This is a genomic window from Enterobacter sp. JJBC (assembly GCF_036936505.1).
GTDB classification, from domain to species: domain Bacteria; phylum Pseudomonadota; class Gammaproteobacteria; order Enterobacterales; family Enterobacteriaceae; genus Enterobacter; species Enterobacter hormaechei_C.
In genome coordinates this window covers 702,687-724,600 of sequence record NZ_CP136935.1, presented here as the reverse complement: position 1 = coordinate 724,600, position 21,914 = coordinate 702,687, and the positions used below count along the sequence as shown (strand labels likewise).

Here is a 21,914-nt window from a genome sequence, read left to right as displayed (position 1 = left end):
AGAAGTTAAAGCGCAGGAATTGCGAAACGATGTTCTCCCTCTCCCTGTGGGAGAGGGTCGGGGTGAGGGCATCAGCCCGCAGCGGCGTTTAGCGGCTAAAATGCTTCCTGACGGCACTTTTCCCCGAAGCCGTCACCACCACCTCCCGATAACCCGCCACCCGCTGGATCCAGCCTTTGCTTTCCATGTGGATAAGCAGCGCAGCGCCCGCCTCACCGCCAAGATGAAACCGCCGCTCGCTCCAGTCCAGGCAGGCGCAGCAGGCCTTCCGACGCGGATGAGCGCTTAACGGAATACCGAGCGCCAGGAACTGCTCCCGACCATACAGGGTCAATGCGGAACCGTCAGCCTCCAGCCAGCCTTCCGCCTGCATGAAATCATAGATCTGCACCGCCACCGCGCCTGCGAGATGGTCGTAGCAGGTCCGGGCTTCACGCATGGCTTTCGGCGCGCTGGTTTCCGGCGGGGTAATGCGGCTCCACGAAAGCCCCATCATCTGTTCCACCAGCGCCGCCACGTCGTGCCCGGCAAGACGATAATAACGATGCCGCCCTTGCGACAGGCAGGTAATTAGCTGCCCTTCAACCAGCCGGGCAAGATGCCCGCTGGCGGTCGACGGCGCAACGTCTGCCGCCGCACTCAGTTCAGTGGCCGTCCACGCACGCCCGTCCATTAGCGCACAAAGCATCTTCACGCGCGACGGATCGGCCATTGCAGCCGCCACCGCGGCAATCGCCTTTTCCAGCATCGCGCTGTTGTCAGGAGGTAAACTCGTCTTAAGCATGGGCCGCCCAGGGTTCGGTGATCTCAGCGGCCAGCTTATCATCATCCGTCAGCAGAATAAGGTGATTCGCATGGTCACTGTACTGAGTCAGGATAGACACGCCGCGTGCCGCCAGCGCCGCCGCTATCTCGCCCAGCTCGCCAGGACGCTCCTGCTTAAGCTTTCTGATCACCGGCTTTCGCAGCGCCTGCACGGTAAACCCGGCGTCGAGCAGCACACGGCGGGCTTTTTCCCCGTCCTCCACCAGGAAATGGGCATCGGTACCGAATACGCCGCCACCCTCAAGCCCCACGCCGTTGCGCCCCAACAGCTGTCCAAAGCGCGCCAGCTCGCCGGGCCCGTCGCGGAAAATCACGTGAACGTCATACATCCGCGTGCCCTCCGGTTTCGGAACTGTATTCCCGCACCAGCTGCGCCACGCGAATACGGTAGAAAGAGAAAATCGACGCCCGTCCTTCGGCCTGCGCCGCCTGATGAAAGACGTTCTGCTTCCAGCGGCGGACGGCCTCTTCATCCCGCCACCAGGAAAGGGAAAGAATTTTGCCGTCGGTCGTCAGGCTCTGGAACCGTTCGATATCGATAAAGCCGTCGATGTCGGCCAGCAAAGGCTTAAGCTCTGCGGCAAGTTGGAGGTAGCGCGCCTGATGGGCAGGCGCGGCTTTGGCTTCGAAAAGGACTGCGATCATGATGGTCTCTCCGCTGTGATGTTGAGGAGAGAATGCAGGATGGAAAAGCACAATGCTTCGGTAAAGAGCGAAGCTTTAGCCCAGAACCGACCTCGGCTCCATAAACGCGCGGATCCCCCACTCGCCCATCTCGCGCCCCACGCCGGAGTGCTTAAACCCGCCAAACGGCGCTTTCGGTTCATGAGCCAGGGTGTTCACCAGCACGCGACCGGAAACAATCTGCTGTGCCACGCGTCGCGCGCGGTCCACATCGCCACCCAGCACCATCGCGCTCAGGCCGTACTCGGTATCGTTGGCAATGGCAATCGCCTCCGCCTCGTCCTGATAAGGGATTACGCACAGCACCGGGCCGAAAATCTCGTCGCGGGCAATGGTCATCCGATTGTTCACGCCGGCAAACAGCGTCGGACGCACAAACCAGCCGTCCCGCGTGCCTTCCGGTCGCCCTTCGCCGCCCGCCAGCAGGCGCGCCCCTTCTTCGATTCCTTTGCGGATATAGCCCTGCACCCGCAGCCACTGCTTTTCGCTGACCATCGGGCCGACGTCTGTCGTGCTGTTGCGCGGGTCGCCGGATTTCACCGCCGCCACGGCCTGCGCCAGCGCGGTTTCGATCTCCGCCTTGCGCGAGTAAGGCACCAGAATGCGCGTCCCGGCCACGCACGCCTGCCCGCTGTTCATAAACCCGGCCTGGATCACCAGCGGGATCGCCTGCTCGAGATCCACATCATCCAGCAGGATCGTCGGCGATTTACCGCCCAACTCCAGCGTTACGCGCTTAAAGCTTTCCGCCGCGTTGCGCAGGATCGCCTTGCCGGTATTCGTGGAACCGGTGAACGAGATTTTCGCGACGTCCGGATGGCGGCTGAGGGTTTCGCCCACCGTCTCGCCGCGTCCGGTGACGATGTTAAACACGCCCGGCGGCAGCGCGGCGTCGCGCAGCGCTTCGGTGACAATCTGCGTTTGCAGGGCGCTCATTTCGCTCGGCTTGATGACCGCCGTGCAGCCCGCCGCCAGCGCGGCCGCCAGTTTGCCGCAGATAAACCCCGCATCGCTGTTCCACGGCGTAATCAGCCCGGCCACGCCGAGCGGCGTCATCTGCACCGTTGCGGCACCTGCGGAGGTGACAAACTCAAATGCCTCCAGCGCCTCGATGGCCTGAGCAATCACCTCTGCCGGATAGCTTGCCATCCACGCCGAGCGCGAGGCGGGCGCGCCGTACTCTTCAATGACCGCTTCCAGCAGATCGTCGTGACGAGCGGCCACGGCGGCGTGCATGCGCTTCAGCACGGCGATGCGTTCCTGCTTTGTGGTCTGCGACCACGCGGGGAACGCCGCTTTTGCCGCCGCGATAGCGCGTTCAGCGTCAACCTCATCCGCCAGGCGAACCTGACCGATGACCTGCGCCGTCGCCGGATTGTACAAATCAAACCGTTCGGTACCGTGCGGGGTAACAAACTCGCCGTTAATAAAGATCTGTTCGATGGTGTGCATATAAACCTCCTCAGGCTGTGTGAGCCCAGTCTGTCACGGCTTCTCCGTTGCGATAATCCACGCTATGCTGCAAGGGTTGTTTCGATTTTCAGGATAATCTATGCATCGTTCAGGTCTGACAGAGCTGGAAGTGGTGATGGCGGTGGTGCGGCGCGGCAGCTTTCGCGGCGCGGCGCAGGAACTGGGGATGTCCGCCACGGCGGTCAGCAACGCCATCGCCGGGCTGGAGAGCCGCCTTGAGACGCGGCTTTTCAACCGCACCACCCGCAGCGTGGCGCTCACCGACGCCGGACAGCGCTACGTGGCGCGTATCGGCCCGGCGCTACAGGAGATCCGCCTCGCCGGGGAGGAGATCCACAGCGACACCGGGGAACCCGCCGGAACGCTGCGCCTCAACGTGCCGAACCATATCGGCACCCTGTTTCTGGACCAGCTGCTGATCGATTTCATGATCCGCTACCCGAAAATGCGCGTGGAAACGGTGAGCGAAGCGAGGATGATCGACATCGTAGCGGAAGGCTATGACGCGGGGATCCGCCTCGAAGAGTCCGTTCCGCAGGACATGATCGCCGTGCCGCTGACCGGTGAGATCCGCCAGCTCGTCACCGCCACGCCGGACTATTTCGCCCGTCACGGCATACCCGAGACGCCGGACGATCTGCTTTCGCATCAGGGGATCGGCATGCGTATGGCCCACGGCGGGATCTACCGCTGGGAGCTGGCCCGTCGGGGGGAAACGTACGCCCTTGCCGTGCCGCCGCGCTTTGCGACGTCCGATCTTTTTGCCTCGATCCGCGCCGTAAAAGCGGGGTTAGGGGTGGGATTTTTACCGGAAATCTATATTCAGGACGAACTGAAAAGCGGGGAGCTGGTGAGCGTCTTAAACGACTGGGCGCAGCCGTTTGCCGGGCTGCGCCTGTACTACCCCGGCCATCGCCACGTCCCGCCGGGACTGCGGGCGCTGGTGGCGATGATCCGCGAGCGCGGGATTATTCCAGGTTAGCCTTGTTCAGCCCGTACGCCGCATCCAGCGAGCCCGGCTCCATGCGGGAGGTAATGCCCAGGCGGTTCCAGGCGTTGATCGCCACGATGGCGAAGTTCAGCTCTGAAATCTCCACGTCCGAGAAGTGCTCCGCCACGCTGCGGTACAGCGCATCGCTCACGCCGTGAACGCCGATTTGGGTCAGCGCTTCGGTGAAGGCCAGCGCCGCTTTCTCGCGGGCGCTGAACAGCGGGGACTCGCGCCAGGCCGCCAGATGGTACAGGCGCAGCTCGCGCTCGCCGGCAATTTTCGCCTCTTTTGAGTGCATATCGAGACAGAACGTACAGCCGTTCAGCTGCGACACGCGAATGTCGATCAGGTGCTTCAGCGCCGGATCAATAGAGGTTTTCGCCACTTCCATGCTCAGGGCGGAAAGCGCGTTGGTGAGTGCAGGTGTGGCTTTGTGGTGGTTTACGCGAGTGCTCATTGTCTTTCCTCTTTTTTGTGCGGCATGTGTCATGCGATGAAGCAAATCTACGCCGTTCATGACATAGTAAAAAGATACAAAAAGCGTGAAATGAGGTAGGACATGAAGCCGGGCTATCACGAGATTTATTCCCGCTATCGCGACAACATCATGCGCGGCGTGCTGAAGCCGGGCGACAAGGTACCTGCCATCCGCGTGCTGGCGGAAGAGCTGAAGGTGGCGCGCAAAACCGTCGAGACGGCGTATGCCATTCTGACGGGCGAAGGGTATCTGGTGAGCCAGGGCGCGCGCGGGACGCGGGTGAATCCGGATCTTCTGCTGCCCGCGCAAAACGCCCCCACAGAACAAGCGACCGGCACGCTGCCGGCGTCGTTGATTAGCCAGCGCGAACGGGCCGGTTTTCTGCGCCCCGGCATTCCCGCGCTCGACAGCTTCCCCTATAAAAAATGGCTGCTGCTGGCGGGCCAGGCGACGCGCGCCATGCGTCAGGATGAAATGCTCAACCCGCCCGTTCTGGGCTGGTATCCGCTGCGCGAGGCGATAGCCCGCTATCTCAATATCTCGCGCGGGTTATCCTGCACTGCGGAACAGGTAATGATCACCAGCGGCTACAGCGGCAGCCTGCGCCTGATCCTCGACACGCTCGCCAGCCGCAGCGATAAGGTGGTATTTGAGGATCCAGGCTACTTTATGGGCCAGCAGTTGCTCAAGCGCATTGTGCCCCGCCTGCACACCGTGCCGGTCGATCGCGCAGGGATGGATACGGACTACCTGCTGCGTAATCACCACGATGCCCGCTTCGCCATCGTTACTCCGTCGCACCAGAGCCCGCTGGCGGTGACGCTCTCCCTGCCGCGCAAGCAGCAGTTGCTCGACTGGGCGTCACAAAACGAGGCGTGGATTATCGAAGATGATTATGACGGCGAATTTCACTACACCCGCAAAGTGCTGCCGTCGCTGAAAAGCCTCGACCAGCATGACAGGGTGATCTTTATGGGCACCTTCAGCAAAACCATCATGCCATCGCTGCGCATGGGGTACGTGGTGATGCCCGCCAGCACCGTCGGCGCGTTTACCGACAGCGCGGACATCCTCACCAGCGGCCAGCCGGTGCTGACGCAAAAGATCCTCACCGCGTTTCTCAACGAAGGGCATTTTTTCCGTCATCTGAAAAAGATGCGCGCGCTCTATCAGATCCGCCGCGACTGGATGATTGCCGCCCTGCAGGAGGTATATGGCGATCTGTTTTTCACCGAGCAAAACGACGGCGGGATGCATATTGTCGCGTTCCTCGCAAAGGGAAGCGCTGACCGGGAGATCGCCCGCTGCTGGCAGGAACAGCAATTGCAGGTCAATGCGCTTTCGGCGTGGTATCACGGATCAGGAAAACGCTACGGGCTGGTGATGGGCTATAACAACGTGCGGTCGTATCAGGAGGCGCTGGATTTGCTGGAAAGGCCGAAACGGCAGACGCTGGAACTGTTGAGCTGAAAACCGCCGGGTGGCGGCTGCGCCTTACCCGGCCTACGGTCTCCTGTAGGCCCGGTAAGCGTGGCGCCACCGGGCAACCCTATGCTCACACATCATATCGCGATAACCCGACGTCCTTGAGCTGCTCGTCGCTCATCTGGCTCAGAATACGGCGGGTACGGTTGATGCGATACCAGTTACGCAGCGTTTTCGCTACCCAGACAAACGCGATAAACGGACGTTTTGAACAATTCTCGTAGAATTCCATGATGCTCTCCTCGCTATGCCAGTGGGGTTATCATCATGGAAAACGGCCAGTACAATACAGATTCAAAAACTGCTTTTGTTTACCATACAGATCCGCTAAAACGGTATCTGCATGGTGGTTTATTCATCCATCTGTACTGGTTTAATGCTCTGTATGGTGAAAACAAAGGATACAGCATGACGCGCTATCAACATCTGGCCAACCTCCTGGCGGAACGCATTGAACAAGGGCTGTATCGCAGCGGCGAACGTCTGCCGTCGGTACGCACGCTGAGCCAGGAGCACGGCGTGAGCATCAGCACCATACAGCAGGCCTACCAGATCCTCGAAAACCTCCAGCTGATCACGCCTCAGCCGCGCTCCGGCTATTTCGTCTCGAAACGCAAAGCCCAGCCGCCCGTCCCGGCGATGACCCGTCCGGTGCAGCGCCCGGTGGACGTTACCCAGTGGGATGAGGTGATGATGCTGCTGGACGCCCGCGCCGACAAAGAGATGATCTCTTTTGGCGGCGGCTCGCCGGATATTAACCAGCCGAGCCTGAAGCCCCTGTGGCGCGAGATGAGCCGCATCGCGCAGCATAACCCCGGCGAGATGCTGAGCTATGACGTGCTCGACGGGCGCCTGGAGCTGCGCGAGCAAATCGCCCGCCTGATGCTGGACGGCGGCTCCACCGTCGCGGCAAACGAAATTGTCATTACCAACGGCTGCCACGGCGCGCTGTCGATCGCCCTGCTCTCGGTGTGCAAACCGGGGGATATCGTGGCGGTGGAATCACCGTCGTTTCACGGCACCATGCAGATGCTGCGCGGCTTTGACATCAAGGCCATTGAAATTCCCACCGATCCTGAAACCGGGATCAGCATCGAAGCGTTGGAGCTGGCGCTGGAGCAGTGGCCGATCAAGGCGGTGATCCTGGTGCCAAACTGCAATAACCCGCTCGGGTTTATCATGCCGGAGGCGCGGAAGAAGCAGGTCTTAGCCCTGGCACAGCGGCACGATATCGTGATTGTTGAGGATGATATCTACGGCGAGCTGGCGGCGGAGTATCCGCGTCCGCGCACCATTCATTCTATGGATATTGATGGTCGCGTGCTGTTATGCAGTTCGTTTACCAAGACCGTGGCGCCGGGCCTGCGCGTCGGCTGGATTGTGCCGGGGCGCTATTACGATCGGGTGATGCACATGAAGTACGCCGCGGGCGGGTTTAACGTGCCGGGCACGCAGATGGCGGTGGCGGCGTTTATCCGCGACGGCCATTACCATCGCCACGTGCGGCGTATGCGCCAGATTTATCAGCAGAATATGGAGACCTACACCTGCTGGGTGCGGCAGTATTTTCCGGCAGAGATATGCGTCACCCGCCCGCAGGGCAGCTTCCTGCTGTGGGTTGAGCTGCCGGAGACGGTCGATATGGTGTGCGTCAGCAAGCAGCTGTGCCGGCTGAAGATCCAGGCCGCGGCCGGGTCGCTGTTTTCCGCCTCCGGGAAGTACCGCAACTGCCTGCGGATCAACGTAGCGCTGCCGCCGACAGACAAAAATCGCGAGGCATTAAAAAAGATGGGTGAAGCGATTGTGATTGCGATGGAGGAGTAGTGCGGCATTTTGCCCTCACCCCGCCCCTCTCCCACAGGGAGAGGGAGAAAACCGCTCCCGCCCCCCGGCAAAATCAACAACTCAGAACTTCCACGAAACGCTGCCCACAATGCTGCGTTCTGCACCGAAGTAGCAGTAAGAGAGAGAGTTACAGGCCGCGACGTAGCTTCTGTCCGTCAGGTTATTGACGTTCAACTGCGCGCTCACGCCCGTGAGCCCCACTTTCGACAGGTCATACCCTACGGTCATATCCACCAGCGTGTACGACGGAAGCGTATGGGTGTTCTGGCGATCGCTGGCGATCCCGTTGACATAGCGCACGCCGGAGCCGACGGTCAGGCCGTCCAACGGGCCGCTTTTGACGTCGTAGCTCAGCCAGGCGCTGGCCATGTTACGCGGGGCATAAACGGCGCGCTTGCCCTCCTCTTCCGGGCTGCTCTTCTTGTAGCGAATATCCGTGTAGGTGTACGCCGCCTGCATACGCAGGCTGTCGGTCAGCTGACCAATCGCCTCCAGCTCAACGCCTTCGGATTCGATTTCACCAATGGAACGGTACGGATCGGTCGGCTCCTCTTTAGTGGCAATGTTCTTCTGGTTGATGCGGAACACCGAGGCGCTGAACTGGCTGTTCATCCCTTCTGGCTCATACTTCACGCCCGCTTCCCACTGCTTGCCCTTCATCGGATCCAGGATATTGCCCTGCTCGTCGGCAAAGCTGGTCGGCGTAAAGGCGGTGGAGTAGCTGACGTACGGCGCAACGCCGTTATCAAACAGATACAGCAGCGCCGCGCGGCTGCTGAAGTTGTTTTTATCCAGATCGCTGCGGGTGTGGTTAAAGTTGTCGACGTTCGACACGCTCACCTGGTCGTAACGCCCGCCGAGCGTCAGGCGCCAGCGGTCAACGGACATCTGATCCTGTAGGTAGTAACCGGTCTGGCGAAGCTTATGCTTTTCCCGGCTGTACTGGGTGATGTAGTCCGGCTTCGCACCGTAAACCGGGTGGAAGGCGTCAATCGGCGGGAAGCCGCCATAGTAGCCGGTCACGTTGTTGGTGCGGTCCTGATAGTCCATGCCGATCAGCACGCGGTGGTTCACCGCCCCGGTGTCGAAGCTGCCGTCGACCTGGTTATCCAGGGTGATGGCGTTCATCTTCTCGTCAGAGCCGGAATAGCCGCGATTCAGCTCGGTGTCATTCAGCCAGCCTGCGGCATACACCTGGTTCAGCTCGACTTTGGTGTGCAGGTAGCGCAGCTTCTGGCGCACAGACCAGCCGCTGTCAAACAGGTGCTCGATGTTATAGCCGACCATTTTTTCCCGACGATCGTACTTGTCGTAATCGTCCTCGCCCTCGAAGAAGGTGTTGGAGATTTTCTTACCGCTGTGCGGTACAACGGTGCCCTCATATGGCAGGCCGGAGTGGCTGCCGCCTTCCGGATCGCGGTGCAGGTAGGCCATCAGATCCAGACGGGTGCTGTCGGTGATACGCCAGGTCAGGCTCGGCATCAGGGCGTAACGCTCTTCTTTGAGCGGATCGAACTGGGAATCAGCATAGCGGGTCATCCCGCTGAGGCGCACCGCCACGCGGTCGTTATCATCAACCGGGCCGGTCACGTCGAACATCGCCCCACGCTGGTTATTGTTACCGGCGAAGAGCTTAATCTCCCCGCCAGGATCGAACGATGGCTTACGGGAGGTGAGCGCCACAATCCCGCCCGGCGATGAGCGGCCATAGAGCACGGAGGCTGGACCGCGCACGACTTCGATACTGTCCAGGAACCACGGGTCAACCACCAGCGAGCTGTGGGAATTGGTGTCGCCCATCATCTTCAGGCCGTCGAGGTAGACGTTGTCCAGACTGCCGTCCGAGAAGCCGCGCAGCACCATGTAGTCAAAGCGGTTTGACGCCCCGATCTGGTTGCTGTAGACCCCCGGCGTGTAGCTCACGGCCTGACGCACGCTGGTTGCGCCCTGCTCTTCGAACTGCTCGCGCGTGACGATAGAGACCGACTGCGGGGTTTCAATATCCGGTGTTTCAAGCTTGGTGGCCGCAGACTGCATCTGCGAGGTCACCACCACGGTGTCAGTTTTTTGGGCATCCTGCGCCAGTAAAGGAAAAGCGACGCTACCGGTAACCCATCCCACCAGCAGTGCCAGACGCGATTTAGCAAACATAACCCTCTCCAGAGATATTTCTTATTGTTAATAAGAATTATTACCTTTTTGAGAGTGCAAACGGCTATGCGTACAGCCAGGTTACGTATGCGCGATGCTAAACCGCACGGGATGCATTCGCGCGACAGGAGAAATTACGTTAGCGGAGTTTGCGCACGTCACCCGGTGAAATCCCGTAATGACGACGAAACGCGGTGGCGAAGTTGGTGGCATGCTGATACCCGCACATCCACGCCGCCTGCTGCACGCTGTGGCCTTCCAGCAGATAGCGTCGCGCCAGCGCAAGGCGACAGTTGCGGAGATAGTCGAAGAGGGTGCAGCCATAGCGCTGACGGAACTTGCTACGCAGGCTGCTTGGGCTCATTGCAGCCAGGGCTGCCAGCTGCGCGAGAGTATGATCCCGTTCAGGAGACTGTTCCAGCAGGCTCCGCACGCGTTCAAGACGCGCATGCTCAGGGCGGCTTGGGCAAGGCTGCTGGCGCTGGTTGAGGCCATGGCCGAGCAGCTGATACATCAGCCCCTCAAGCAACAGCTTGCGTGAAAGCACGCTTACCCCCTGCCGCTGCGCATGCAGAATACCTGACATCACAAACTCGGGAACCTGCCAGACAAACGCGGGTGCATTCAGGCTTTGCCATTCCAGAAGCAATGACTCAAGCAAGGCTTCACGTCCGGCATCGTGCGGGTACACGCCAAACGAGAGCGTTTTCAGCGTGCTGTCGGCATCGTGACGCGCGCTCATTACCTGATCTTCACTCAGACGTGAGCTGAACGCCATGCCCGGGCGGACGGGATAATTGATACCATTGAGCGTGAGCGTCACGCACCCTTCCAGCACCACCAGCATATAGAGCGGGCTGCTGTGGCGAGAGGTGGTTTCATAGGGCTGTAATACACGTACGTCGGAATGGGTCAGCGAAATGCCGGACGAGAGCATCATCTCTTCAACATTCCCCTGCAACACGGGGCTACCGCTGACCTGCGCCTCTTTTAACTGGGGGAAACGGTAGTCGATGCCATAGCGCTCGCCGAATACCTGAAAATCTTCAACAAAAAATATGCGTTTCGCTGATTTATTTTCACTCTGGAGCATCATTCGGGGCCTGCATCGGGAAAGGACAGGCAAAACAGTACCATCCATTTGCAATGGCAGCAATCACCGGGCGCAGACACTATTACGCTCCGGACGAAGCCGGAGCGAAGGCATATATTTCCTTGCGAGAGATATATTTATGCTTCCTGCCACTCAGCAAAAACCTCTTTATGGTTTTTGGTCAGGACAACTTTATTATCTTCGACTTTATCAACCCAGCCGAGAGGAATAAAATGGTGCTTGCCGCCCGATTCCGGATCGCTCTTCGCAAGCTTGATACGCTCACCATCAAGATGGTCCACAACCCCGACGTGCGTTCCGCAGCTGGCGACAACCTGAGTGTGATCCTTAATTGCGCTTTTATCTACCATAATTATTCTCCTGTTTCGGTTATTTGCCTGTTGCACGAAATTAACTGTAGCGCATAAATTAAGGCTTAAACGCCCTATTAGCATTTTGAAACATCATTGACAGAACCGAATATTCATTCTACTTAACGCCGAAATGAAAAAATAAGAATGAGATGAATTATTACCGACTGATTATTTCCCGTTCATAATTAACTTATCGCAACCAACGAGGAGGTATTTATGACGATTCGCAACAATCGGACAGAAATTTCGCTGGCTCTTGGTGAAGCGGTTTTAGACATCGTGCAAAAAGGCCATGAGTTATCGCGAGAGAATCTCGCCCAGGCGATGAAAATCAAAGCGGAGAAAGAGCGCGACGACGAGCGGCTTTTGAACTACTGGAAGGCGTGTAATATGCTGGTTTGAACGTAGCGGCGTTTAGGCTGACTAAACGCCGCCTGCTGTTACTCGTCGAAGTACCAGTACCCCTGGTTAATCAGCCCGGTGAGTTCGTCCACAAACGCCGGATTATTCAGCGCCTCGCCCAGCTCGGCCTGGCCGAGCTCGGTGTAGCGGCACAGCGCGTCTGCCCCGTTCACATCCGCCGTTTCCAGCTGTTCACTGTTGATAAAGAAGCTGCCGTTAACGTTCAGCACGCGCAGGCCGCTCAGGCGCGACAGCGTTTCGCCGCCCTGAAGCGCGTCCAGCACCTCTTCTGCGGAATACGGCGGCTCGGCGGCGGCAATATCCAGCTCGTGACGTGGCGTGGAGACGAAGCTGCCAAACCATTTCGTGAAATCATCCGGCTTGCTAATCATGTCGATCATCATCTCGCGAATGCGATCAAGCTCGTACTGCTCCACGCGGCCCGGGTGTTCGCGGCAGGTCAGATCCGGATCGCTGTAGTGTTCGCCGCCCAGATCGTTCTCCAGCGCATAGTCGGCAAAGCTGCTGATCAGATCGCGACCGTTCGGCCCGCGAAAACCGACAGAGTAGTTGAGCGCGGTTTCATGGGTGAAGCCGTCATGCGGGAATCCAGGCGGAATGTAGAGGATATCGCCCGGCGCCAGATCTTCGTCGATGATCGGCTCAAAAGGATCGACATGTAGCAGAGCCGGATGCGGGCAGAACTGACGCATCGGCAGCTTTTCACCCACGCGCCAGCGGCGGCTGCCCATCCCCTGGATGATAAACACATCGTACTGATCGATATGCGGCCCAACGCCGCCGCCCGGGACAGAAAAGGAGATCATCAGGTCATCGAGACGCCAGTCCGGCAGGACGCGGAACGGACGCACCAGCTCTGCGGCGGGCATATGCCAGTGGTTCACCGCCTGCGCCAGCAGGGACCAGCCGGTTTCACCGAGGTTATCGAAATGCTCAAACGGGCCATTGCTCGCCTGCCACTTGCCGTTAGCATGGCTTACCAGGCGGCTATCGACTTCCGGCTCCATCGCCAGACCCGCCAGTTCATCAGGGGTAATGGGGTCGACAAAATTCGGGAAGGCATTTTTCAGTACAACGGGTTGTTTTTGCCAGTATTTTTCAAGAAATTCCGGCCAGTTCAGGTTCAGTTGATACGCCATGGTTAGCACCAGTGAGAGGGTAAACAGGCGCGATTATAGGTAAGAAAGCAGAGGGGGAACTTGTCATGGGTCAATCGAGCGCGTGTAGGTCGGGTAAGGCGAAGCCGTCACCCGACGCACACGCGGGCTAAAACTTAATCCAGGTTCAGCTCGTCATAATGGGTGATCAGTTTGCCCACGATGCCGTAGTCCAGCGCTTCCGCCGGTGACATCCAGAAGTTACGGTCGGTGTCTTTCTTCACTTTCTCCAGCGGCTGGCCGGTGGCGTCGGCAATCAGCTTGTTCACGCGTTCCAGCATGCGGATGATCTCCCGCGCTTCGATCTCAATATCCGTTGCCTGACCGCGCACGCCGCCCAGCGGCTGGTGGATCATAAAGCGGGTATTTGGCAGCGAGTAGCGGTGCTCTTTTTTCGCCGCCAGGAAGATGGTGATCCCGGCGCTTGCCACCCAGCCGGTGCCAATAACGTGTACTTCCGGACGGATAAACTTAATGAAGTCGTGGATGGTATCGCCCGCTTCTACATGGCCGCCCTGGCTGTTGATGTACAGCTTGATCGGATCGTTACTGACGCTTTGCAGCAGGATCATCTGAGTGATGACTTTCTGGGCCAGCTCCTGGTTGATTTCACCGGAGATGACAATCGAACGGGATTCCAGCAGTTTTTGCTGTAGAGCGCCCGCGCCGTTTGTTCCTTCCGCTTTTTCTTTATCGTCACTGCTTTTCAGTGTGTAGTGCATCGTTATGTCCTCAGCTTGTCGCGCTCAAAATCAGAGTGTAGCCTGTTTTACCCGTCGGCGTCCTCACACAAAACATCGCGTGTCGTGCGCTGGCTCCGCCCCCGGAAAGGTCACTAAAAACAGCGCTCCACTCCTAACTAATTCGCCACATTTTTATTACACTTTCATATCATCTTCATATTGGTAAATGATAATAATAATTAATGTGTTAGTATGAATGAGGATAGCAAACAGTCGCTTACGTTCAAAAAGGCGCTATTTTATTGTCGATGATTTACTGATCACACACCGGGGCGGTGAATGGAACACATTGTTTATGTGGTTGATGACGATGACACAGTCAGACAGTCCGTTGTCAGGCTGCTGGAATCCGCGGATATGCACGCCCTTGGCTTTTCCTCAGCAGAAGCCTTTCTCAGCCATCCCTTTGAGGATCTGCCCTCCTGCGTGATCCTCGATATGCAGATGCCCACGATAACCGGATTTGATGTCGCAGATGCGCTGAAAGCCAGCGGGCGGGAAATACCGATCATCTTTCTCACCGGTCACGGCACCATCCCTATGTCCGTCCGGGCGATCAAAGGCGGAGCCTACGAATTTCTCACTAAGCCCGTTGAATCCAGCGCGCTCATCGGCTCCATCGAATCCGCGCTCAGACTGGCACAGCACAACGCCGCCCGCGTCAAAGAGCACTACGCCCTGAAGCAGCGCCACATGTCCCTCACGCCGCGCGAGCATGAGGTGCTTGAGCTGGCCATCAGCGGCAAGCTCAACAAGCAGATCGCCGCCGAGCTGGGCGTCAGTGAGATCACGGTGAAAGTGCACCGCCGCCGGGTAATGGAGAAAATGCAGGTCCGCTCCGTGGCCGAACTGGTCAGGGCCGTCGAGCGCCTGACCAAACATCAACCAGTGGAATAACCGTTACTCCTCCTGTCCGGCAAGCGGCAACGCGAAGGTAAATACCGTGCCGTACGGCTCTCTGCGGCGCGCGCTCAGTTTCCCCCGGTGCCGTTCAATGATGCTGGCGCTGATGGTCAGCCCCATCCCCATTCCCTGCGCTTTGGTCGAATAGAACGAGTCAAAGATCCGCTCGGTGAGCTCCGGCTCAATGCCGCTGCCGGTATCGGCGATCTCAAAGATCACCTTCCCCTCGCCGCAGTTCGCGGTGGAGATCGTGATGCTGCACGGGCGATCCGTCACTTCCGCCATCGCTTCCATCGCATTCATCACCAGGTTAAGCAGCACCTGCTGGATCTGCACGCTGTCGCCGATGATAAAGCTGTCGTCAGCGTTCAGAAGATAATCAACGCTTATGTGTCGCAGCTCAAGTTCGCTGCGTGAAAGCATAATGATGTGGTGGATCAGGAAGTGCAGATCAATACGCGTAAACGTGGGGTCCTGCTTGCGCGTCAGAGACTGAATGCTGCGAATGATCTCCCCTGCCCGCTCGCCCTCGGCGGCGATCTCCTCCAGCCCCTCGCGCACTTTGTCCAGCCGCGCCGGATCGCGGTTGAGCCAGCGCAGGCTCGCGCCGGCGTTCGAGACAATCGACATCAGCGGCTGGTTGATCTCGTGCGCGATCGAGGAGGTCAGTTGCCCGACGGTGGTGGCCCGTGAGACTCGCGCCAGATCCGCCTGCGCCACCCGCATCGCATCTTCCGCCGCCCGCTGGCTGGTGATGTCGGTAATGATGCCGTAATACTCATTCACTTCGCTGCCGACGCCGACCGGATCGCCAATCCCGAGGATGTAGCGAACGGAGCCGTCGGTGCGGATAATGCGAAACTCCGCGCGCATCGACAGCCCGTCGCGCACGCTCTGGTTAACGAGGGTGCTGATCCGGCCATAATCGTCCTCATGCACGAAGGTTAAAAACTCCGCCATTGAGATCATCTTTTGCTGCTCCGGCAGGCCAAGGATACGGGCGTACTCTTCAGACATAAACATCAGATCCTGCACCAGCTCCCAGCGCCAGCTGCCGGTATGGCTGATCTGCTCGCCCAGCATCAGTGAGGTCTGGCTGGCGCGCAGCTCTTTCTCCACCCGTCGGCGCTGGATGTTTTCCGCCAGCAGCTCGGCGTAAAGCCGCGCCGTCTCCAGCGAAACCGCCGCCTGCGCGCCCAGCAGGCTGACCACGCGCGAATGTTCGGCGGTAAACACTTCCGGCATCAGGCGGTTTTCCAGATACAGCACCCCCACCAGCCGCGCCTGTTTGAACATCGGGACACACATCACGGCGGCGCCGGACGTCACCAGATACGGATCCTGGCTGAACGGGTGGAACTCCTCCGGTTTGCCGGTGCGGATCTCCTGCCCGGTGCGGATCACTGCGGCCAGCACCGACAGCGGCATGTCCGTCGCCATCGGTGACGCCTTCAGGATGCGTACCCGCACCCCGTCGGTACTGGTCCAGGCACTGGCCTCGATCTCCGGGATGTGATTATCGCTAACGCGCAGCAGCAGGCCACGCTGCGCCCCGGCCCGTTCAAGCAGCAGCGTCATCAGGTTTTCAATTAAACGCTCGAGGTTAATTTCTTCGGACAAGGCGCGTGAGGCTTTGATGACGCTCTGTAAATCGCGGATCACCTCGTTCTGGGCGAAGGCCGCCGTGTCATACGCGCGGCTCTGCCCGGAGGCCAGCAGATGCGGGAAATCCTGCTCCAGCTGGCGCACCTTGGCCTGCGCCCCGGCGCGCCCCCAGGCGGCAATCGCGCCGCGGAAATGGGCGTCGGAGGCGGTCGGGTAGCCGCAGGCCAGCGAGAAACGCCCTGCCAGCTCGTGCGCCAGGGCATTGATCGGGTTAAAGCCGCCCTCCCGCGAGAGCCGCACCGCTTTTTCATACTGCTCCAGCGCGATGCTGTTCATGCCGTCCAGACGGACGATTTCGGCGTAAATCAGCGCTTCTTTATCGGCAAACGTGCCCGAATTGATCCGCGCCCAGAGGGCAATTTTGTCGTAATGGTGATGAATACTGCGGCGATAATCCGCCGAGAAGGTCTCCGGCGTGAGCTGACGGGAGAGCGCCAGCGCGCTGTAAAAATGGTAATCCAGCAGATGAATATGACCCGGCGCGGACCACGCATACCAGCCCGCCCTCTCTAAATCCGCCTGCGCGTCGGCGTATTCGCCGCAGGAAAAGTGCGCCATCCCGCGATAGAGCCAGTACCAGAACAGCATGGTCGAGGTCTGCTCGGGCGCCTGCTCCGGCGGCGCGGGCAGCAGATCGTCAGGCAGCGCCTGGGCGGCGCTCCATGGGCCCGTCACCGGCGTGCGTAAAAACTCCACGTAGCGGCGCTGAATGTGCAGAACGGTTTCAATGTCCTGGTAATCCGTTTTGCGCACAAAGGCCAGACCGCGATCGATGCTGGTCAGCACGCCATCCAGATGATCGCCCCGGGAGAGGAAGTTAATGATCTGATGACAGGCCGCGAAACAGGCCATCGTCATGTCGCCGTGGGTCACCGCCGAGGTAAAGCAGGCCTTTGCGCACTCGATAGTGTACGACAGCGGCTGGGTCCAGACGCTGAGCTGGTCGAGCGGCAGCAGAGTTTTGGCTTCATAGGCATCATAGCCGTGGCGGTTCACCAGCTCACGAGCCAGCGTGCCGTACTCAAATCCGAGACGGTATTCGGCGTAGCGGTGACCAATCAGCACGCCAAACCAGGCCATCGCCGTGGTGGAGGCGCCGGTGATGCCGTGATCGAGCGTGAGGTGCATCATCCGGCACAGGAGTAAAAAGTGCAGGCGCGGGCAGGTAAAGCTGGCGAAAATACTGGCGCTGTAAAGCAGGTTCATCACCGCTTCGGTCTCTGCGTTCTCCATCAGCTTAAGCTGAGAAAACGGGTTCAGCGGCGAGTCGGCGGTGCGTTGACAGAACTGCTGCCAGGCCTCGTCACATTCGGCATTTTCCGGGTAGCGGCTGATCTGGATCCCGAACACGCCCAGCCAACATAACGACGCCTCCAGCGCCAGTCGGATCTCCGACTGGCGCATATACACTTCCGCCAGCAGGTTGGCGGCCAGCGCTTTCTCCGTCAGCCCGCCCGGTGAACCGAGGATCGCATCGCACAGCGCACGCGTACGCTCCAGGTGCCCGAGCGCAAACTCACAGCCCGCCTCTTCGATATCCAGCATAAAGTCCGAGACCGGGCCCGCATTCCCCAGCGCTCTGGCGGTCTGGATATAGCTTAAGGCGGAAAGGTAATCGCCGGTACGCTTCGCACGCCGCGCGGCCTGAAGGCTCAGCTCCCGGAATCGCTGCCGCTGGGGTGCAGGCTGGATGCAGTCCAGCGCGGCGCTGACGTGGTGAACCGCGCGGAACAGCAGTTCGTTGCCCGCCGTCTGCCGCGCGGCATCCGCCAGCAGGCTGGCGGTGGTCAGGTGCAGATGGCTTTTCTCGCCCTCATCCAGCAGGGCAAAGGCGGCTTCCTGCACCCGATCGTGAGTAAAAGCGTACTCTTTCTCCGTCAGCACAATCAGCTGAGCAGTAACCGCCGGGTGAAGCGCGTAGCGGATTTCCGCCGCCGACCGCCCCACCACGCGGCACAGCATCTCCAGCTCGCCCGTGCAGCCGAGGCAGGCGATGCAGCCCAGCAGGCGGCGCGTCTCGACGGGCATCTCCTTGAGCTGTTCAAGAACCAGCGTCACCACGTTTTCGGTGTAGTGCCGGGCGCGGATGGCCTGGAGATCGTAATGCCATTTCCCCTGATATTTGTTGTGCACCACCAGTCCGTCATCGACGATGCGACGGAAAAACTCCTGCACGAACAGCGGGTTGCCGCCGGTTTTTTCATGGATCAGCGTGGCAAGATCGGCGGTGCCGCTACTGCGGGCATGAAAAATTCCCCCGAGCCAGCGCGCCACGGCCTTCACCGACAGCGGCTGCGGCACAATCGTCGTGGCGTATTGCGCCGCCTCCGGCAGGCTCGCCAGCGCGGTCTGCAAGGTGGGATCGGAAAGCGAACTGAGATCGCGGTGCGCCACCACCACCAGCAGCGGGATGGCGCCGCAGGCGCGCAGCAGGTGATCGAGCGTTTGCAGGCTGGCGGCGTCGATCCACTGCACATCATCCAGCAGCAGCACCAGCGGCGCGCCCTGGGTGGCGAAGGTTTTCACCAGCTCCAGCACCATATGGCTGAAGCGCGCCCGCGCGTCGATGGAAAAGGTATCCGCGGAGAAACGCGGTTTGTTCTCAAGGAGTAAATTCAGCTCCGGCACCAGGCTGACGGCCAGCTCCTCGAAGCCTTCCAGCGCGCGCGACAGACGGATTCTCCACGTCGCCACCTCCCCGGCTGGCAGCCCGAGCAGGTGCAGCGTGAGCGTCCGAAACGCCGAACTCAGCACGCCGTAGGGCAGCGTGGGGGAATATTGATCGACCTTGCCCACCGCCAGCAGCACCTTGCGCTGTTGCAGCGATTTCAGCGTGGTGGCGATCACGGAAGATTTGCCGATCCCCGAAGGCCCCCCAATCGTCACCAGTTCCGGCGCACCGCTCTGGCTGACCCGCTCAAACGCGGCGATGACGTCGCTGGCCTGCGGATGCGCAGAGAAAAGCGAATCGGCCAGATGGATCGCCGGAGAGCGATCCTGCTGGCCGGGAATAAAGTCGACAATTTCGCCTTCAACGGTCAGCGTAGCCTGGCAGCGCCTGAGGTCGGCAATCAGCCCGTCGACGGTCTGATAGCGATTCTCCGGATTCTTCTCCAGCAGCTTAAGGATAATGGTCGACAACATGCCGGGTACGTCCGGGCGCACCCGACCCGGCGCAAGCGGTTCAGAGGCAATGTGATAATGCGCCCAGTTGGTCTGGTCATCAGCGCTCAGTTCAAACGGCAATCGCCCGGTCAGAAGTTCATAAAGCACGATACCCAGACTGTAGAGATCGCTCCGGCTGTCGACGGCGCGCCGGGTACGCGTGGTGTGTTCCGGTGACATGTAGGCGGGCGTGCCGCCAGACGTGGCAAGCCGGGACTGGGAGAACGCGTCGGAGGTGCCGCAGGAAAGACCGAAGCTGCAAAGACGGCAGGTGGCGTCGTGATGAACGAAGAACGCCCCGGGTTTGATATCGCCGTGGATCAGGTTGTGCAGATGCATCTGGCGCAGGGGACCGCAGATGCGGATCGCCATTTCGATAAAGCGGGCGATCCCGGAAATCGCCTTACCTGCCCGGCACGCCAGCAGTTCAAAGCAGAACGGCGCGTAGACCAGCGCAAAACGTCCGCGGTACTGGGTTGAAGCGACGGGCCGGATAGCCCAGCCGTCATGAAGCCGGTCGCGCAGGGCAAACTCGTTTTTCAGCAGCCGCGTTGCCCGCTCCTCTTCTTCATCGCTGACCGCGGTGGCAATAATAAACGAACCGCCGGACTGGGGATGCCGCCCGTTCATCCAGGAGATGCCGCCCTCCTGCGCCAGCACGGTAAAAATGACATCCTCTTTCAGAACAAAAGCCCGCCCTTCATGGAGACTTCCCCGGGCGGGCCAAAATGCAGGCGACGTATGTTCGTTCATCCGCGATCCTTATTGTCGGCGGGTCAGCTCCCGATGAATATGATCCAGCAGAATATCGATGTTAATCGGCTTACGCAAAAATGCAGCGGCGCCCAGACTGAGTGCATACCGCTGCATATTTTCATCAGCATGGCCGGAGATAAACAGTATTGGCGGCGGCGGCGCGGCCAGCAACCGCAGCTTCTCAAACAGCTCGATGCCGTTCATGCCGCGTAGCTTGATGTCGGCGATCACCAGCGACGCGCCTGACAGGGCGAGAGGGTGGCTCAAGAACACCTCTGCCGAATCGAAGGTATCGGTAGCATACCCTTCCGATTGCAGCAGATTACTGAGCCCGCTGCGAACAGAGCGTTCGTCATCGATGATGGCAATGCGCCACGGCAGCGTCATGCTGTCTTTCCTCAAACAAATCGTTACGCGTCGCGGCTTTCCTTCGCGGGCGCGGGGGGCGCAGTACCGCTGATTTTCGGTACGCATTCATGACGAAACCAGGCCAGGGTCAGCGGTTCGCGGCTCACCAGACGACGCCCGATGGGGATCAGCTGTTCACCCACCAGCATGCCGAACAGGCCTAGCAGCGCGACGACCGGCGGCGCCGGGGAATGCACGTCGAGCAGGGCGTAAAGTACCCCAGCCGCGGCCCCGCACACCAGCGAAATAATCCAGGCCTTCATGATGACGCTCCGGTCGGGTGTTGAACGTGGGGAACCGTCACCTGCACGGCAGCCGGATTATCGCGGGATAAAAGATGGCGCATCGCCTGTTCACCCGCCAGCATCCCCAGCAGGCCAATCAGCGCCAGCGCGGGCGGCGCGGGGGAGCGCACCTTCAGCACGGCATACATCAGGCCAATCAATACGCCTGCCGCAAGGGATATCAGCCCAGTACTCATTGTGAACTCCAGAGAAAGAGGCAGCGGCGAGCCGGATGAGGGACCAGCCCGCCGACGGGAATTAGCGAGCCGGAACCGGCGCTAAGGTGCGGTGCTCGCTCTTCTGGCGAGACGGCGCTTTGTGCACCATGGTGTAGGCGTAATCCACGCCCATGCCGTAGGCGCCGGAGTGCTCGCGCACGATATCCATCACCGCGGTGTAGGTCTCTTTGCGCGCCCAGTCACGCTGCCACTCCAGCATCACCTGCTGCCAGGTCACCGGGATCACGCCCGCCTGGATCATGCGCTGCATCGCGAAGTCGTGGGCTTCTTTGGAGGTGCCGCCGGAGGCGTCTGCCACCATATAAATTTCGTAGTCGCCTTCCAGCATCGCGCACAGGGCAAAGCTGTTGTTGCACACTTCGGTCCACAGGCCGGCAACCACCACCTTCTTCTTGCCGTTGGCCTTCAGCGCGTCGCGCACCTTCTGGTCGTCCCAGGAGTTCATGGAGGTACGCTCCAGAATGTCCTGGCCCGGGAACACGTCCAGCAGTTCCGGATAGGTATTGCCGGAGAAGCTTTCAGTCTCAACGGTGGTGATGATGGTTGGGATGTTGAACACCTTAGCCGCTTTCGCCAGCGCCACGGTGTTGTTTTTCAGCACCTGGCGGTCAATAGACTGCACGCCGAACGCCATCTGCGGCTGGTGGTCGATGAAAATGATCTGACAGTTGGCAGGGGTTAAGACTTCGAGCTTAGAAGTGGTCATAAGATTATCCAGTGAGGTTAAAGGTTAAAATCGCCGCGAACAGCACGCCGATAAAATCGCGTTCAT

Annotated in this window: 21 protein-coding genes; 5 read left to right on the top strand and 16 right to left on the bottom strand. The window is 59.7% G+C overall.

The window, feature by feature from the left end; translation table 11 throughout:
* Positions 1 to 88 precede the first annotated feature (88 nt).
* From RY075_RS03505 to RY075_RS03490, 4 genes are all read right to left on the bottom strand, one after another.
* Positions 89 to 784 (bottom strand): winged helix-turn-helix domain-containing protein, encoded by a 696-nt coding sequence (locus tag RY075_RS03505; RefSeq protein ID WP_045340719.1) that lies wholly within the window; start codon positions 782 to 784, stop codon positions 89 to 91.
* Positions 777 to 1,154, bottom strand: a complete 378-nt coding sequence (locus tag RY075_RS03500; protein ID WP_003863084.1) for a hypothetical protein — start codon at positions 1,152 to 1,154, stop codon at positions 777 to 779. The genes RY075_RS03505 and RY075_RS03500 overlap by 8 nt, the downstream gene beginning before the upstream one ends.
* Complete coding sequence (locus RY075_RS03495) at positions 1,147 to 1,470, bottom strand: antibiotic biosynthesis monooxygenase (protein WP_003863082.1); 324 nt, start codon at positions 1,468 to 1,470, stop codon at positions 1,147 to 1,149. The genes RY075_RS03500 and RY075_RS03495 overlap by 8 nt, the downstream gene beginning before the upstream one ends.
* 75 nt (positions 1,471 to 1,545) lie before the next feature.
* Positions 1,546 to 2,961: an aldehyde dehydrogenase family protein gene (locus tag RY075_RS03490; protein ID WP_058675352.1), complete on the bottom strand. Its 1,416-nt coding sequence runs from the start codon at positions 2,959 to 2,961 to the stop codon at positions 1,546 to 1,548.
* 100 nt (positions 2,962 to 3,061) lie between these two features.
* Here RY075_RS03490 and RY075_RS03485 point away from each other — a divergent pair, with 100 nt between their 5' ends.
* A complete protein-coding gene (locus RY075_RS03485) occupies positions 3,062 to 3,964 on the top strand; it encodes a LysR family transcriptional regulator (protein ID WP_003863079.1) in 903 nt (300 codons plus the stop codon).
* Here the strand turns inward: RY075_RS03485 and RY075_RS03480 are convergent.
* Positions 3,951 to 4,430 (bottom strand): carboxymuconolactone decarboxylase family protein, encoded by a 480-nt coding sequence (locus RY075_RS03480; RefSeq protein ID WP_003863077.1) that lies wholly within the window; start codon positions 4,428 to 4,430, stop codon positions 3,951 to 3,953. The genes RY075_RS03485 and RY075_RS03480 overlap by 14 nt on opposite strands.
* A 102-nt stretch (positions 4,431 to 4,532) precedes the next feature.
* Here RY075_RS03480 and RY075_RS03475 point away from each other — a divergent pair, with 102 nt between their 5' ends.
* The gene (locus tag RY075_RS03475) at positions 4,533 to 5,921 is read left to right on the top strand and encodes a PLP-dependent aminotransferase family protein (RefSeq protein WP_302378191.1); all 1,389 of its coding nucleotides are present in this window, start codon (positions 4,533 to 4,535) and stop codon (positions 5,919 to 5,921) included.
* An 85-nt stretch (positions 5,922 to 6,006) separates the two neighbouring features.
* Here the strand turns inward: RY075_RS03475 and RY075_RS03470 are convergent, their stop codons facing one another.
* Positions 6,007 to 6,168 carry a DUF1127 domain-containing protein gene (locus RY075_RS03470; RefSeq protein WP_045350441.1) on the bottom strand — a complete coding sequence of 54 codons (162 nt, stop codon included), beginning with the start codon at positions 6,166 to 6,168 and terminating at the stop codon, positions 6,007 to 6,009.
* A 176-nt stretch (positions 6,169 to 6,344) separates the two neighbouring features.
* Here RY075_RS03470 and RY075_RS03465 point away from each other — a divergent pair, with 176 nt between their 5' ends.
* On the top strand, positions 6,345 to 7,760 hold the full coding sequence (locus RY075_RS03465) for a PLP-dependent aminotransferase family protein (protein WP_003863072.1): 1,416 nt from the start codon (positions 6,345 to 6,347) through the stop codon (positions 7,758 to 7,760).
* An 81-nt stretch (positions 7,761 to 7,841) separates the two neighbouring features.
* Here RY075_RS03465 and foxA read toward each other — a convergent pair whose 3' ends face one another.
* The 3 genes from foxA to RY075_RS03450 all read right to left on the bottom strand — a co-directional run bounded on the left by foxA (position 7,842) and on the right by RY075_RS03450 (position 11,396).
* Positions 7,842 to 9,950: a ferrioxamine B receptor FoxA gene (foxA, locus tag RY075_RS03460; RefSeq protein WP_302378198.1), complete on the bottom strand. Its 2,109-nt coding sequence runs from the start codon at positions 9,948 to 9,950 to the stop codon at positions 7,842 to 7,844.
* A 121-nt stretch (positions 9,951 to 10,071) separates the two neighbouring features.
* Positions 10,072 to 11,028, bottom strand: a complete 957-nt coding sequence (locus RY075_RS03455) for an AraC family transcriptional regulator (RefSeq protein ID WP_022650335.1) — start codon at positions 11,026 to 11,028, stop codon at positions 10,072 to 10,074.
* 134 nt (positions 11,029 to 11,162) lie between these two features.
* On the bottom strand, positions 11,163 to 11,396 hold the full coding sequence (locus RY075_RS03450; RefSeq protein ID WP_003863067.1) for a DUF2171 domain-containing protein: 234 nt from the start codon (positions 11,394 to 11,396) through the stop codon (positions 11,163 to 11,165).
* A gap of 219 nt (positions 11,397 to 11,615) precedes the next feature.
* Between RY075_RS03450 and RY075_RS03445 the strand changes: the two genes are divergently transcribed.
* Complete coding sequence (locus RY075_RS03445) at positions 11,616 to 11,801, top strand: hypothetical protein (protein WP_003863066.1); 186 nt, start codon at positions 11,616 to 11,618, stop codon at positions 11,799 to 11,801.
* A 38-nt stretch (positions 11,802 to 11,839) separates the two neighbouring features.
* Here RY075_RS03445 and RY075_RS03440 read toward each other — a convergent pair whose 3' ends face one another.
* Together RY075_RS03440 and RY075_RS03435 are read right to left on the bottom strand one after the other, a co-directional pair.
* The gene (locus RY075_RS03440; RefSeq protein ID WP_003863064.1) at positions 11,840 to 12,961 is read right to left on the bottom strand and encodes a cupin domain-containing protein; all 1,122 of its coding nucleotides are present in this window, start codon (positions 12,959 to 12,961) and stop codon (positions 11,840 to 11,842) included.
* A gap of 134 nt (positions 12,962 to 13,095) precedes the next feature.
* Complete coding sequence (locus RY075_RS03435) at positions 13,096 to 13,701, bottom strand: ATP-dependent Clp protease proteolytic subunit (protein ID WP_003863062.1); 606 nt, start codon at positions 13,699 to 13,701, stop codon at positions 13,096 to 13,098.
* A 300-nt stretch (positions 13,702 to 14,001) separates the two neighbouring features.
* On the opposite strand from RY075_RS03435, the gene RY075_RS03430 reads away from it, so the two are divergent.
* Positions 14,002 to 14,619: a response regulator gene (locus RY075_RS03430; protein WP_003863061.1), complete on the top strand. Its 618-nt coding sequence runs from the start codon at positions 14,002 to 14,004 to the stop codon at positions 14,617 to 14,619.
* 3 nt (positions 14,620 to 14,622) lie between these two features.
* On the opposite strand, the gene RY075_RS03425 is transcribed toward RY075_RS03430, so the two are convergent.
* The 5 genes from RY075_RS03425 to RY075_RS03405 form a co-directional block, all read right to left on the bottom strand.
* Entirely contained in the window at positions 14,623 to 20,208 is a 5,586-nt protein-coding gene (locus RY075_RS03425) for an AAA family ATPase (protein ID WP_338628170.1), read from the bottom strand.
* Between the two features lie 9 nt (positions 20,209 to 20,217).
* Positions 20,218 to 20,598, bottom strand: coding sequence for a response regulator (locus RY075_RS03420; protein WP_325773854.1), 381 nt, complete (start codon positions 20,596 to 20,598; stop codon positions 20,218 to 20,220).
* Positions 20,599 to 20,621: 23 nt separating this feature from the next.
* The gene (locus RY075_RS03415) at positions 20,622 to 20,882 is read right to left on the bottom strand and encodes a XapX domain-containing protein (protein WP_023324098.1); all 261 of its coding nucleotides are present in this window, start codon (positions 20,880 to 20,882) and stop codon (positions 20,622 to 20,624) included.
* Entirely contained in the window at positions 20,879 to 21,100 is a 222-nt protein-coding gene (locus RY075_RS03410) for a DUF1427 family protein (RefSeq protein WP_003863054.1), read from the bottom strand. Before RY075_RS03410 ends, RY075_RS03415 begins: the two co-directional genes overlap by 4 nt.
* Before the next feature lie 61 nt (positions 21,101 to 21,161).
* Entirely contained in the window at positions 21,162 to 21,848 is a 687-nt protein-coding gene (locus RY075_RS03405; RefSeq protein ID WP_003863053.1) for a hydrolase, read from the bottom strand.
* Between the last annotated feature and the right edge of the window lie 66 nt (positions 21,849 to 21,914).

What these genes read in the sequence shown, in the direction of transcription:
- RY075_RS03430 (WP_003863061.1), top strand. Translation starts at nt 14,002, where the DNA reads ATGGAACACATTGTTTATGTGGTTGATGACGATGACACAGTCAGACAG.
- RY075_RS03425 (WP_338628170.1), bottom strand. Translation starts at nt 20,208, where the DNA reads ATGAACGAACATACGTCGCCTGCATTTTGGCCCGCCCGGGGAAGTCTC.
- RY075_RS03475 (WP_302378191.1), top strand. Translation starts at nt 4,533, where the DNA reads ATGAAGCCGGGCTATCACGAGATTTATTCCCGCTATCGCGACAACATC.
- RY075_RS03445 (WP_003863066.1), top strand. Translation starts at nt 11,616, where the DNA reads ATGACGATTCGCAACAATCGGACAGAAATTTCGCTGGCTCTTGGTGAA.
- RY075_RS03440 (WP_003863064.1), bottom strand. Translation starts at nt 12,961, where the DNA reads ATGGCGTATCAACTGAACCTGAACTGGCCGGAATTTCTTGAAAAATAC.
- RY075_RS03450 (WP_003863067.1), bottom strand. Translation starts at nt 11,396, where the DNA reads ATGGTAGATAAAAGCGCAATTAAGGATCACACTCAGGTTGTCGCCAGC.
- RY075_RS03455 (WP_022650335.1), bottom strand. Translation starts at nt 11,028, where the DNA reads ATGATGCTCCAGAGTGAAAATAAATCAGCGAAACGCATATTTTTTGTT.
- RY075_RS03500 (WP_003863084.1), bottom strand. Translation starts at nt 1,154, where the DNA reads ATGTATGACGTTCACGTGATTTTCCGCGACGGGCCCGGCGAGCTGGCG.
- RY075_RS03480 (WP_003863077.1), bottom strand. Translation starts at nt 4,430, where the DNA reads ATGAGCACTCGCGTAAACCACCACAAAGCCACACCTGCACTCACCAAC.
- RY075_RS03495 (WP_003863082.1), bottom strand. Translation starts at nt 1,470, where the DNA reads ATGATCGCAGTCCTTTTCGAAGCCAAAGCCGCGCCTGCCCATCAGGCG.
- RY075_RS03485 (WP_003863079.1), top strand. Translation starts at nt 3,062, where the DNA reads ATGCATCGTTCAGGTCTGACAGAGCTGGAAGTGGTGATGGCGGTGGTG.
- RY075_RS03470 (WP_045350441.1), bottom strand. Translation starts at nt 6,168, where the DNA reads ATGGAATTCTACGAGAATTGTTCAAAACGTCCGTTTATCGCGTTTGTC.
- RY075_RS03505 (WP_045340719.1), bottom strand. Translation starts at nt 784, where the DNA reads ATGCTTAAGACGAGTTTACCTCCTGACAACAGCGCGATGCTGGAAAAG.
- RY075_RS03415 (WP_023324098.1), bottom strand. Translation starts at nt 20,882, where the DNA reads ATGAAGGCCTGGATTATTTCGCTGGTGTGCGGGGCCGCGGCTGGGGTA.
- RY075_RS03490 (WP_058675352.1), bottom strand. Translation starts at nt 2,961, where the DNA reads ATGCACACCATCGAACAGATCTTTATTAACGGCGAGTTTGTTACCCCG.
- RY075_RS03405 (WP_003863053.1), bottom strand. Translation starts at nt 21,848, where the DNA reads ATGACCACTTCTAAGCTCGAAGTCTTAACCCCTGCCAACTGTCAGATC.
- RY075_RS03410 (WP_003863054.1), bottom strand. Translation starts at nt 21,100, where the DNA reads ATGAGTACTGGGCTGATATCCCTTGCGGCAGGCGTATTGATTGGCCTG.
- RY075_RS03465 (WP_003863072.1), top strand. Translation starts at nt 6,345, where the DNA reads ATGACGCGCTATCAACATCTGGCCAACCTCCTGGCGGAACGCATTGAA.
- RY075_RS03435 (WP_003863062.1), bottom strand. Translation starts at nt 13,701, where the DNA reads ATGCACTACACACTGAAAAGCAGTGACGATAAAGAAAAAGCGGAAGGA.
- RY075_RS03420 (WP_325773854.1), bottom strand. Translation starts at nt 20,598, where the DNA reads ATGACGCTGCCGTGGCGCATTGCCATCATCGATGACGAACGCTCTGTT.